The organism is Streptomyces sp. CO7 (genome assembly GCF_053474865.1).
The window spans coordinates 459,737-471,446 of sequence record NZ_JBRIOU010000004.1 but is presented as its reverse complement, the minus strand read 5'-3'; the positions used below and the strand labels follow the sequence as shown (position 1 = coordinate 471,446).

Annotated in this window: 12 protein-coding genes; 7 read left to right on the top strand and 5 right to left on the bottom strand. The window is 70.8% G+C overall.

The genetic code is table 11. The features are described 5' to 3' along the window. From ACOV8S_RS14935 to def, 3 genes are all read left to right on the top strand, one after another. Positions 1–987, top strand: a 987-nt coding sequence (locus tag ACOV8S_RS14935) for an HD-GYP domain-containing protein (protein ID WP_448318306.1), incomplete at its 5' end; no start/stop codon positions are given. 94 nt (positions 988–1,081) lie between these two features. Next, positions 1,082–2,062, top strand: coding sequence for a tetratricopeptide repeat protein (locus tag ACOV8S_RS14930; protein WP_351117638.1), 981 nt, complete (start codon positions 1,082–1,084; stop codon positions 2,060–2,062). A gap of 84 nt (positions 2,063–2,146) precedes the next feature. Then, positions 2,147–2,797, top strand: coding sequence for a peptide deformylase (gene def, locus ACOV8S_RS14925; protein WP_448318305.1), 651 nt, complete (start codon positions 2,147–2,149; stop codon positions 2,795–2,797). Between the two features lie 86 nt (positions 2,798–2,883). On the opposite strand, the gene ACOV8S_RS14920 is transcribed toward def, so the two are convergent. From ACOV8S_RS14920 to ACOV8S_RS14900, 5 genes are all read right to left on the bottom strand, one after another. After that, positions 2,884–3,618, bottom strand: a complete 735-nt coding sequence (locus tag ACOV8S_RS14920; RefSeq protein ID WP_448318304.1) for a D-Ala-D-Ala carboxypeptidase family metallohydrolase — start codon at positions 3,616–3,618, stop codon at positions 2,884–2,886. A 146-nt stretch (positions 3,619–3,764) separates the two neighbouring features. After that, positions 3,765–4,274, bottom strand: a complete 510-nt coding sequence (locus tag ACOV8S_RS14915) for a GNAT family N-acetyltransferase (protein ID WP_448318303.1) — start codon at positions 4,272–4,274, stop codon at positions 3,765–3,767. 110 nt (positions 4,275–4,384) lie between these two features. Then, complete coding sequence (mctP, locus tag ACOV8S_RS14910; protein ID WP_448318302.1) at positions 4,385–6,010, bottom strand: monocarboxylate uptake permease MctP; 1,626 nt, start codon at positions 6,008–6,010, stop codon at positions 4,385–4,387. Then, positions 6,007–6,288 carry a DUF3311 domain-containing protein gene (locus ACOV8S_RS14905; RefSeq protein WP_448318301.1) on the bottom strand — a complete coding sequence of 94 codons (282 nt, stop codon included), beginning with the start codon at positions 6,286–6,288 and terminating at the stop codon, positions 6,007–6,009. The genes mctP and ACOV8S_RS14905 overlap by 4 nt, the downstream gene beginning before the upstream one ends. Positions 6,289–6,409: 121 nt before the next feature. Next, entirely contained in the window at positions 6,410–7,174 is a 765-nt protein-coding gene (locus ACOV8S_RS14900; RefSeq protein WP_382551787.1) for a GntR family transcriptional regulator, read from the bottom strand. A gap of 388 nt (positions 7,175–7,562) precedes the next feature. Here ACOV8S_RS14900 and ACOV8S_RS14895 point away from each other — a divergent pair, with 388 nt between their 5' ends. From ACOV8S_RS14895 to ACOV8S_RS14880, 4 genes are all read left to right on the top strand, one after another. Continuing rightward, positions 7,563–8,843 (top strand): extracellular solute-binding protein, encoded by a 1,281-nt coding sequence (locus tag ACOV8S_RS14895; RefSeq protein WP_448318300.1) that lies wholly within the window; start codon positions 7,563–7,565, stop codon positions 8,841–8,843. Between the two features lie 67 nt (positions 8,844–8,910). Beyond that, positions 8,911–9,900 (top strand): carbohydrate ABC transporter permease, encoded by a 990-nt coding sequence (locus tag ACOV8S_RS14890; protein ID WP_448318299.1) that lies wholly within the window; start codon positions 8,911–8,913, stop codon positions 9,898–9,900. Next, a complete protein-coding gene (locus ACOV8S_RS14885) occupies positions 9,897–10,727 on the top strand; it encodes a carbohydrate ABC transporter permease (RefSeq protein WP_448318298.1) in 831 nt (276 codons plus the stop codon). Before ACOV8S_RS14890 ends, ACOV8S_RS14885 begins: the two co-directional genes overlap by 4 nt. 7 nt (positions 10,728–10,734) lie before the next feature. Further along, positions 10,735–11,710, top strand: a 976-nt coding sequence (locus ACOV8S_RS14880; RefSeq protein ID WP_448318297.1) for a glycoside hydrolase family 3 protein, incomplete at its 3' end; no start/stop codon positions are given.

The following is an 11,710-nucleotide window of genomic DNA, read 5'->3' as shown; positions in this document are numbered from 1 at the left end:
GGACGGCCCACCGCCGACCACCTGGCCCGCCGGGTGCTCTCCGTCGGGTTCATCGCCGTCTGCTGCCGCCCGCTCACCGCTCCCGCCCCGGAGGCCCCCGGCCCCGGACCGTGGCACGTCCTGACGGTGATCGTCGTGCTGCTGCTCGCCGCCCTCGCCGACTCGGTGACCGGGGCGGTCCTCAACCGCTCCCGCACCGGCCGGGCCTTCGGCCCGCTGCTGCGCGAGGAACTGCGCGGGACCACCCGGATGAGCTCGGTCACCGGCTCCTCGGGCATCGTGATCGCCCTCGCCGTGGACGCCGCCGGGCTGTTCGCGCTGCCGGTCTTCTGCGTCCCGCTGCTCCTGGCCCAGCTGGCCTTCCGCCGGTACGCCGCCGTCCGGGCGACCTACCGGCAGACCATCGCCTCCCTGGCCCGCGCCACCGAGGTGGCCGGCTACACCCCGCAGGGCCACGCCCACCGGGTGGCCTCGCTGAGCCTGGCCGTCGGCCGGGACATGGGGCTGACCGGCAGCGACCTCACCGTGCTGGAGTACGCGGCGCTGATGCACGACATCGGCCAGCTCGCCCTCGTCGACCCCGTCCCCGACGGGGCCACCACCCGGCTGTCGGCGGCCGAGCAGCGGCGCACGGCCCTCCTCGGCGGCGCCGTCGTCCGCCAGACGGGCGTGGACCCCCGGGTGGCCGCGGTCGTCGAGTCGCAGGCCGAGCCCTGGACCCGGCAGCAGCGGGCGGCGCGCATCGTGCGGGCCGCCAACGCCTACGACGAGATGGCCCAGCGTGCCGGAGGCCCGGGCGCGTGCCTGCGCGCCCTGGAGGACCTGCGGCTGGGCACGGCGGGGACCTACGCGCCCGACGTGGTGGAGTCGCTGGCCAGGGTGGTGCTGCGGGACCCGGCGGGTGCGGCGGCGCCGGGCGCCGGCGGCGCGACGGAGCACGGGGCAATCCGGTCTGAGCCCGCCCCCGGCTGGGTAACCCATGGGTAATGAGCGACCGTCCGACCGTCCGTGGTTGGATGCGGGAGAGCGGGCCCACGGGGGCAGGGACCGGTCCGCTCCACAGAACTGGCAGGCGGGAATCGTGAGGATCTTCGGCAAGGGACGGCACCGGCCCTCCGCCTCCTGGCGGCAGGCCACGGACCGCGCGTTCACGCTGATCGGGGACGGCCGTTACGAGGACGCCGGCGCGCTGCTGACGCGCGCCGCCGACCTCGAGCCCTGGCTGTCCGAGTCCTGGTTCAACCTGGCCCTGCTGCACAAGTTCCGGCACGACTGGGAGCAGGCCCGCGCCGCCGGGCTGCGCGCGGTGGCCCTGCTCGACCGGGACACCGGGGCCCCCGACTGGTGGAACGTCGGCATCGCCGCGACGGCCCTGCAGGACTGGCCGCTGGCCCGCCGCGCCTGGCAGGAGTACGGCCTGCGGGTGCCCGGCGGCGCCGCGGACGCCGGGGCGCCCACCGGGATGGACCTGGGCAGCGCGGCCGTGCGGCTCTCCCCGGAGGGCGAGGCCGAGGTGGTGTGGGGCCGCCGTCTGGACCCGGCGCGCATCGAGGTGCTCTCCATCCCGCTGCCGTCCTCCGGCCGCCGGTGGGGCGAGGTGGTCCTCCACGACGGCGTCCCGCACGGCGAGCGGACCACGGCCGGCGGGCACAGCTTCCCGGTCTTCGACGAGATCGAGCTCTGGGCGCCGTCCCCGGTGCCCACCTGGGTGGTGCTGCTGGAGGCCGCCTCGGAGGAGGACCGGGACGCCCTGGAGGCGCTCGCCTCCGACGCCGGGTACGCCGCCGAGGACTGGTCGAGCTCGGTACGGCTGCTGTGCCGGATGTGCTCGGAGTCGCGGATGGCGTCCGTCGAGGGCGACGGCGAGCACCTGGACCCGCACGACCACAGCGAGCCCGGCCAGCCCGGCCCGCTCGGCCACCGCACCGACGGACAGCTGTGGGTGCCCGAGCGCGAGTGCGGGGTGGCCGCCCCGGCGGGCCTGGTGCGCGGTCTGCTGGACGGCTGGGTCGCCGACAGCCCGGACACCCGGGGCTGGCGGGACCTCGAAGAGGTCTGCTGACGGCCAGGGGGCCGCGGTCGCGCCCGGCCCCGTAGGCTATGCCTCTGTCAGAGGCGGGAACACTGAGGAAGGCGTACGTCGGGCATGGCGCAGCAGGAGACCGATCAGCAGCACGCGGGCGTGCTCCCCGTGGACGACGAGGGTTACGTCATCGACACCCAGGACTGCGAGGAGCGCGAGAGCGCCTACCGCGAACGCGGCACCTCGCGTCCCATCACGGTCGTCGGCAACCCGGTCCTGCACAAGGAGTGCCGGGACGTCACCGAGTTCGACGACGAGCTGCGCAAGCTGGTCGACGACATGTTCGCCAGCCAGCGCACCGCCGAGGGCGTGGGCCTGGCCGCCAACCAGATCGGCGTGGACCGGAAGGTCTTCGTCTACGACTGCCCGGACGACGAGGGCGTGCGCCACGTCGGCGTGGTGTGCAACCCGAAGCTGGTGGAGCTGCCGGCCGACCGCCGCATCCTCGACGACAGCAACGAGGGCTGCCTGTCGGTGCCGACCGCCTACGCCTCCCTGGCCCGCCCGGACTTCGCCGAGGTCACCGGCCAGGACGAGTACGGCAACCCGGTCAAGGTGCGCGGCACCGGCTACTTCGCCCGCTGCCTCCAGCACGAGACGGACCACCTGTACGGCTACCTCTACATCGACCGTCTCTCCAAGCGCGAGCGGAAGCAGGCGCTGAAGCAGATGGAGGAGAACGAGCCGCGCTACCCCGTGGTGCCGAACGACTGACGCGGAGCGTCCCGCGGGCAAGCACGAGGAAGGCCGGGCTGTCGCCAGCCCGGCCTTCCGTGTGCGTGAGGCGCTTCAGCGAGCGGTCAGATGCCGCAGTTCGGCGCGGACCAGTACGGCGACGGGTCGAACGCCACGTGGGTGTGGTCGTTGTGGCCGGGGTAGCCCGGGCCGAGGATCTCCGAGAAGCCGTGGACGCGGGCCTGCTGCGCGAGGCGGCAGAAGCTGGGCGAGCCGGTCAGGTCCGCCGCGTCGCCGTAGAGGTGCCGGCTGGAGGACGCGCCGCCCGCCGCGTTGTTGCAGGAGACGGAGCGGAAGCCGCTGGAGACGGTGATGGCGACGTCGCCCAGCGCGTGCCGCATCGCCTCGAGCTTCCACATCGTGCGCAGGGCGTTCTGCTTGGCCGTCGCGGCGCTCACGTTGCCGCCCGACCAGTCCGAGTTGCACTTGTTGAGCTCGGCGTAGGTGAAGTGGGCCGGCGTGCAGTCGGCGTCCTGCAGGGCGTAGATCTTGGAGAAGGTCGCCGGGCCGGCCACGCCGTCGGCGGCCAGACCGTAGGCGGACTGGAACTTGGCGACGGCGGCCTTGGTGCGGGCGCCGTACACGCCGTCGTAGGAGAGCCGCTCTCCCGAGGTGACCCAGCCGGCGACGCGGATCTGGAGCTGGGTGACGTCGGCGCCGCTGGTGCCCTCCGAGAGCGTGCGGCTCCACGTGTAGCACTCGTCGGCGTGTGCGGTGCCGGCGGTGGCGCCGACACCTATCACTGCACCTGCCAGGATCATGACAAAGCTGATGAGCGCGCGGGACATGCGTCTGATCATTCCGGCCTCCTGACCGTCGATCGGTGGGGGCGGCGCCGCGCGATCACGTGGCGCCGCTGCAAGGGTGGGGCCGGTGGGCTACGCGCGTCAACACCGCCTGCGTGCACGGTTGTTGAGGTTCAGGTGACGGAACGGGGCGCTCCGGGTCAGATCGGGAGCTCGTACACCAGCAGATCGATGTCGGCCGTCCCGGGGACCGGGTTCCAGTCGCGCAGGGGCGCGCGCACGAAGCCCAGGCGCTCGTAGAGGCGGTGGGCGGTGAGCATCATCGGCTGCGTGGACAGGACCAGCCTCCGCCGCCCGCCGAGGGCGCGGGCGCGGTCGGCGCAGCAGCGCACCAGCGCCTCGCCGACGCCGCGGCCGCGGGCCTGGCGGGTGACGGCGAGCATCCGGATCTCGGCCTCGTCGGCGGCGGCGATGTCGGCCAGGGGGCCTCCGGCCACGAAGGTGACGCCGCCCAGCAGGCGGTCGCCCTCCGCCGCGACCAGCACCTCGGCGCCGGGGGCGGCGGCGCGGGACCGTACGTCGCGCAGGGTGCGCAGGTAGGAGTCGCTCCCGCCGAAGGCGAGCAGCCCGTCGTCCAGGTAGGCGGCGGCGGTGATCGAGCCGAGGGTCTCGTGCTCGCCCTCCCGGACGGGGCGGATGGTGAAGTCCATCCGCTCAGCATGCCCGAGGGGTCCGGCGGGCGGACGGACGGGCCCGGGAGTGCCGACGGCCCCGCGCACCGGGGTGCGCGGGGCCGTCGGACGGGACCTGGGCCTCGAGGTCAGTGCGTGGCCGCGGCGAGCGGCGGCATCTCGGGGTCGACGCCGGGGTCGCCGGCGTCTGCGGTGTAGTCGGACGGGCTGGTCTCGTCGACGCCGTCCGGGGCCTTGAGGGCGCGCAGGGCGAAGGTGAGGACCACCGTGACGATCAGGTTCAGGACGATGGCGGTGAACCCGATGTAGCCGATCTCGCCGATCAGCGGCATCTCCTTGGCGGAGCCGCCGAAGTGCGCCTGCGTCGGGGAGGAGACCGTGTAGGCCTGGTAGGTGCCGTAGGCCATGCCGACCGCCCAGCCGGCGAGCAGCGCCCAGCGGTGGAACCAGCGGGTGAACAGGCCGCCGACCAGGGCCGGGAAGGTCTGCAGGATCCAGATGCCGCCCAGCAGCTGGAAGTTGATCGCGACCGTCTTGTCCATGGTGAGGACGAAGACGAGCGCGCCGACCTTGACCAGCAGGGAGACGATCTTCGAGACCTTGGTCTCCTGCTCCGGGGTGGCGTCCGGCTTCAGGAAGTCCTTGTAGATGTTGCGGGTGAACAGGTTGGCCGCGGCGATGGACATGATGGCCGCCGGGACCAGCGCGCCGATGCCGATGGCGGCGAAGGCGACGCCCGCGAACCAGCTCGGGAACATGTTCTCGAAGAGCTGCGGGATGGCCAGCTGGCCGTTGGCCACCTTGATGCCGGCCGCGATCGCCATGAAGCCGAGCAGCGCGAGCAGGCCCAGCATCAGGGAGTACAGCGGCAGGATGGTGGTGTTGCGGCGGATGACCTCGCGGCTCTTGGAGGACAGCGTCGCGGTGATCGAGTGCGGGTACATGAACAGCGCGAGCGCGGAGCCGAGGGCCAGGGTGGCGTAGGTCCACTGTCCGGGCTCGGCCGGCACCAGGGCGCCGGTCGGCTTGCCGGTGGCCTCGTTGATCGTCTCGAACTTGCCGCTCGCCGCCTCGAAGATGGCGTCGAAGCCGCCGAGCTTGATCGGGATGTAGATGATCGCGACGGCGATCACCAGGTAGATCAGCGTGTCCTTGACGAACGCGATCAGCGCCGGGGCGCGCAGGCCGGAGGAGTAGGTGTAGGCGGCCAGCACACCGAAGGCGAGCAGCAGCGGCAGGTCCTTGACGAACCAGTGGGTGTTCTCGCCGCCGCCGACGCCCATCACGTCCAGCACGGCCTGGATGCCGACGAGCTGGAGCGCGATGTACGGCATGGTGGCGAGGATGCCGGTGACCGCCACCGCCAGGGACAGGCCCTTGGAGCCGTACCGGCCGCGGACGAAGTCCGAGGTGGTGATGTAACCGTGCTTGTGGGACACCGACCACAGGCGCGGCAGGAAGGTGAAGATCAGCGGGTACACCAGGATCGTGTAGGGCACCGCGAAGAAGCCGGCCGCGCCGCCCGCGTAGATGGCCGCCGGGACGGCGACGAAGGTGTACGCGGTGTAGAGGTCACCGCCGAGCAGGAACCAGGTGATCCAGGTGCCGAACGACCGGCCGCCCAGGCCCCATTCGTCCAGCGAGTTCTCGTTCGCGGCCCTGCGCCACTTCGCCGCCAGGAACCCCATCACCGTGACGGCGACGAAGAAGAGGCAGAAGACGACCAGTGCTACGACGTTCACGCCCTCGTTCACGACGACGCACCCCCGTCCTGGGTGGAGGAGTTACCGGAGGCGGCCCGGGCGCGCTGGTCGCGGCGCCACAGGACGTAGGCGACCATGGTGAGGGCGGTGGAGATCAGCACCCACGCCATCTGGTACCAGTAGAAGAACGGGATGCCTATGAAGGTCGGTTCGACCTTGGCGTAGGACCCCACCCACAGCATCGCCACGAAGGGCGCGAGCAGGCACAGGGCGATGACGACCCGCGTCGGGGTCACCGTCTCTCTGCCTGCTCCTGACGTTTCGGACATCGACAGCTCCATTGCCGCTGGCGGATTGGCGTCGGCAATGTATGTGACGAAGAACGCAGGTGGGAAGGCTCGTCCGGGTTGCGAATCGGTAAGCGGCCCGACGAGCGCGACGAACGGTCGCTCAGGCCTCCGGACGCCGCAGCCGCGCCACGAACTTGTAGCGGTCGCCGCGGTAGACCGAACGCACCCACTCCACCGGTTCGCCGCCCATGTCCAGGGAGTGACGGGAGAGCATCAGCATCGGCAGGCCCACGTCGGTGCCGAGCAGCCCGGCCTCGCGCGGGGTGGCCAGCGAGGTCTCGATGGTCTCCTCCGCCTCGGAGAGCCGGACGTCGTAGACCTCGGCCAGCGCCGTGTAGAGGGACGTGTACTTGGCCAGGCTGCGTCGCAGGGCGGGGAAGCGCTTGGCGGACAGGTGCGTGGTCTCGATGGCCATCGGCTCGGAATCGGCCATGCGCAGGCGCTCGATGCGCAGCACCCGGCCGCCGGGGCTCATGGCCAGCAGCCCGGCCAGGGTGTCGTCGGCGGTGATGTACCCGACGTCCAGCAGCTGCGAGGTGGGTTCGAGGCCCTGGGCCCGCATGTCCTCGGTGTACGAGGTGAGCTGGAGCGACTGGGCGACCTTGGGCTTGGCGACGAAGGTGCCCTTGCCCTGGATGCGCTCCAGCCGCCCCTCCACCACCAGTTCCTGCAGGGCCTGGCGCACCGTGGTGCGGGAGGTGTCGAACTCCGCGGCGAGGGTGCGCTCCGGGGGGACCGGGGTGCCGGGCGGCAGCGTCTCGGTCATCTCCAGCAGATGCTTCTTCAGGCGGTAGTACTTCGGCACGCGTGCGGTGCGGACGACGGCTCCGCCCTCGCCGGCCGCGCTGCTGACCTCGGTGCTCATCTTCCGCCTCTCGTCGGGGCCTTCCGTGGGGTGGGAGGAGAGCGCCTACGCTCCGTGATCCCCGCGAAGATCCTGTATACCGCCGGTCGTTCGCTTTGGTCTAGTCCATAGCGTCACCGCGGCGATTGGTCTACCTCGTCGCGCATCCTCGCCCCAGGACCCCGTGAGGGGCCAATCCCGCAGGAACCCTGCATATCTCGGAAGCGTCACGGACGCCCGCGGCCTGCTGCGGACTCCTTGACAGCCCTATTGGTCTGGGCCAAGCTCCCCCTACTGGTCTACACCATTGGTCCAGGTCCCGGCCCCACGGGCAGTACACGGCGGCAGCACACATGCGCTTGGCACCGAGGCGGGCAGGGGGGAACGTGGCATCCCTGAGGAGGGTGGCGTGAAGCGCAAGCTTGCAGCCGCGACGGTCGTCGCGGGCATGATGGTCTCCATCGCGGCGTGCGGTGGCTCTGACGGCTCGACCGACGAGGCGAAGTCCGGCAAGGACGGGTTCAAGGGCCAGACCCTGACCGTCTGGGCGATGGACGGATCCACTCCCAAGCAGTGGCAGAAGGACCTGACCGCCGAGTTCGAGAAGAAGACCGGCGCGAAGCTGAAGATCGAAGTCCAGCAGTGGAACGGGATCCAGCAGAAGGTCACCACCGCCCTCTCGGAGAGCAACCCGCCGGACGTCATCGAGATCGGCAACACCCAGACGCCGGCCTACGCGGCCACCGGCGGTCTCGCGGACCTGACGGACCTCAAGGCCGAGATCGGCGGCGAGTGGACCGAGGCCCTCAACAAGTCCTCCGTCTACGACGGCGTCCAGTACGCCGCTCCCTGGTACTTCGCCAACCGCGTGGTGATCTACAACAAGGAGATCTGGGACAAGGCCGGCGTCAAGGAGACGCCCAAGACGCGCGACGAGTTCTTCAAGGCGCTGGACGCCATCGACAAGAAGACCGACGCCGAGCCGATCTACCTGCCCGGCCAGAACTGGTACTTCTTCACCGGCCTGACCATCGGCAAGGGCGCGGAGCTGGTGAAGCAGGACGGGGACAAGTGGGTCTCCAACCTCTCCGACCCGAAGGTCGCCGAGGCGGCGGAGCTCTACAAGAAGTTCCAGGCCTACTCCAAGGCCCCCAAGGACAAGGACGAGGCCACCCCGCAGCAGGGCGAGGTCTTCGGCAAGGGCAAGGTCGGCGCCTTCATCGGCATGGGCTGGGAAGCCGGCATCGCCATCGAGGCCGACAAGTCCATCGAGGACAAGATCGGCTACTTCACCATCCCGGGTGAGACCGCCGACAAGCCCGAGGGCGTCTTCCTCGGCGGCTCCAACCTGGCCGTCGCCGCGGGCAGCAAGAAGCAGGAGCTCGCCAAGGAGTTCCTGAAGCTCGCCCTCTCCGACAAGTACGAGGGCCAGCTGGCCAAGGAGAACGGCGTCCTCCCCAACAAGGAGGCGCTCAACTCCAACCTGACCGGCAACGCCGCCGCCGAGGCCGCCGCCCCGGCCGCCGCCTTCGGTGGCACCACTCCGCTGATCCCGAACTGGGCTCCGGTGGAGAACGACCCCAACCCGATCAAGACGTACCTGACGGCCGTCCTGAACGGGAAGACGCCCGCCGAGGCCGCCAAGCAGGTCGAGGGCGAGATCAACAAGCGTCTCGCGCAGACCAGCTGAGTGATGTGACGCCGGGGGCGGCTGCGGCCGCCCCCGGCCACGTCTCGACGACTTCACGGAGAGTGTTGTGACTGCGCAGACCGAGCGCGTGGACGCGGACCCGGCTGCCGGGTCCCCCGTGTCCGTCAAGATCCCGAACAGCTCGGGCGGGAGCCGCCCGAAGCGGCGAGGCGAGTCGTCCGCCCCCTACCTGCTGCTGATCCCCTCGCTGGTGGCCACCGCGGTGCTGCTGGGCTGGCCGCTGGTGAAGAACCTGGTCATCTCGTTCCAGAACCTCAACCCGCGCCAGCTGATCCTCCACCTGACCGAGTGGACCGGGTTCAGCAACTACCAGGAGGCCCTGGGGAGCGACGTGTTCTGGCGCGTCACCCTGCGGTCGATCATCTTCACCACGATCAACGTGGTGCTGATCATGATCCTCGGCACCCTGGTCGGCCTGCTGCTCGCCCGGCTCGGCCGCCGCATGCGGACCCTGCTGCTGCTCGGCCTGGTCCTCGCCTGGGCCATGCCGACCGTCGCCGGCACCACCGTCTTCCAGTGGCTGTTCGCCCAGCGGTTCGGCGTCGTCAACTGGATCCTGGCCGAGCTCGGCTGGACGTCCATGGCCGACTACAACTGGTTCGGCAGCCAGGTCTCCACCTTCTCGGTGGTCATCCTGCTGATCGTCTGGCAGTCGATCCCGTTCGTCGCGATCAACCTCTACGCGGCGACGACCACCATCTCCAAGGAGCTCTACGAGGCGGCCTCACTGGACGGCGCCGGCGCGTGGAAGAGCTTCACCTCGGTGACCTTCCCGCACCTCAAGCCGTTCCTGTGGGCGACGACCTTCCTCGAGGTCATCTGGGTCTTCAAGGCCCTGACCCAGGTCTACGCCATCAACCGCGGCGGCCCGGACCGGCTCACCGAGATCCTCCCGCTCTACGCCTTCGTCGAGGGCCCCGGCAACCAGCACTACGGCATGGGCGCGGCGATCTCCTTCCTGACCATCGCCATCCTGCTGGTGCTGACTGCCTACTACCTGCGTACCGTGCTCAAGCAAGGGGAGGACGAGCTGTGAACCGCTCGCTGTTCGCCCGCACGTGGCCTGGCACCCTTGCCGTGCTGCTCTTCGCCGTCTTCGTCTTCCCCGTCTACTGGATGTTCTCCACCGCGTTCAAGCAGCGCGGGGACATCATCTCGGAGACCCCGGTCTTCCTGCCGCTCGACGGCACGCTGGAGAACTTCCGCACCGCCTTCGGCGCGGACCACTTCTGGACGCTGGTCGGCAACTCCGTCACGGTCACCGTGTCGGCCGTGCTGCTGTCCCTGCTCATCGGCCTCGCCGCGGCCTTCGCGCTGGCCCGGATGAAGTTCAAGGGGCGCCGCGGCTTCGTGGTCGTCTTCATGATCGCGCAGATGGCCCCCTGGGAGGTCATGGTCATCGCGATCTACCTGATCGTGCGCGACGCCGACCTGCTCAACAGCCTGCTCCCGCTCACCGCGTTCTACATGGTGATGGTGCTGCCCTTCACGATCCTGACGCTGCGCGGCTACGTCGCCGCGGTGCCCAAGGAGCTGGAGGAGTCCGCGATGGTGGACGGCTGCAGCCGGCCGCAGGCCTTCGTCAAGGTGATCTTCCCGCTGCTGGCGCCCGGCCTGATGGCGACCTCCCTGTTCGGCTTCATCACCGCGTGGAACGAGTTCCCGATGGTGCTGATCCTCAACAAGGACGTCGAGATGCAGAGCCTGCCGCTGTGGCTCACCAGCTTCCAGACCATCTTCGGCGACAACTGGGGCGCCACCATGGCCGCGTCCTCGCTGTTCGCCCTGCCCATCCTGATCGTCTTCGTCTTCCTGCAGCGCAGGGCCGTCGCCGGGCTGACCTCGGGCGCGGTGAAGGGGTGACCCGCCGATGACCACCACGGCACCACGCATGGACACGCTCACCCGGGACGCGCTGACCGTGCTCCAGCCCGGCTTCACCGGGACCACCGCGCCCGACTGGCTGCTGCGCCGGCTCGGCGAGGGCCTCTCCTCGGTCGGCCTCTTCGGCCGCAACATCGACTCCCCGGAGCAGCTCGCCGCGCTGACCGCGCAGCTGCGCCAGGAGCGCGAGGACGTCCTCGTCGCCATCGACGAGGAGGGCGGCGACGTCACCCGGCTGGAGGTCCGCACCGGGTCCTCCTTCCCCGGCAACAACGCGCTCGGCGCGGTCGACGACGTCGACCTCACCCGCCGGGTCGCCGCCGAACTGGGGCGGCGGCTCGCCGAGTGCGGCGTCAACCTCAACTGGGCGCCCTCCGCGGACATCAACTCCGACCCCTCCAACCCGGTGATCGGAGTGCGGTCCTTCGGCGACGAGCCCGGGCCGGTCGCCCGGCACACCGCGGCCTACGTCGAGGGGCTGCAGTCCGCCGGCGTCGCCGCCTGCACCAAGCACTTCCCCGGGCACGGCGACACCGCGGTCGACTCGCACCACGCGCTGCCGCGGATCGACGCCGACGTGGACCTGCTGCGCGAGCGCGAACTCGCGCCGTTCCGGGCCGCCGTCGCCGCCGGGTCGCGGGCGGTCATGAGCGCGCACATCCTCGTCCCGGCGCTCGACCCGGAGTTCCCGGCCACCCTCTCGCAGCGGATCCTCGGGGGACTGCTGCGCCGGGAGCTGGGCTACGACGGGCTGATCGTCACCGACGGCATGGAGATGCGCGCGATCGCCGACACCTACGGCATCGAGCGGGGCAGCGTGCTCGCCGTCGCGGCGGGCGCCGACGCCATCTGCGTCGGCGGCGGCCTGGCCGACGACGACACCGTGCGACGGCTGCGGGACGCCCTGGTGGACGCGGTGCGCACGGGCGAGCTGCCGGAGGAACGGCTGGCCGACGCGGCGC

Coding starts and splice junctions, on each gene's coding strand:
- ACOV8S_RS14905 (WP_448318301.1), bottom strand. CDS start 6,288: ATGTCCGAAACGTCAGGAGCAGGCAGAGAGACGGTGACCCCGACGCGG.
- ACOV8S_RS14900 (WP_382551787.1), bottom strand. CDS start 7,174: ATGAGCACCGAGGTCAGCAGCGCGGCCGGCGAGGGCGGAGCCGTCGTC.
- ACOV8S_RS14920 (WP_448318304.1), bottom strand. CDS start 3,618: ATGATCAGACGCATGTCCCGCGCGCTCATCAGCTTTGTCATGATCCTG.
- def (WP_448318305.1), top strand. CDS start 2,147: ATGGCGCAGCAGGAGACCGATCAGCAGCACGCGGGCGTGCTCCCCGTG.
- ACOV8S_RS14915 (WP_448318303.1), bottom strand. CDS start 4,274: ATGGACTTCACCATCCGCCCCGTCCGGGAGGGCGAGCACGAGACCCTC.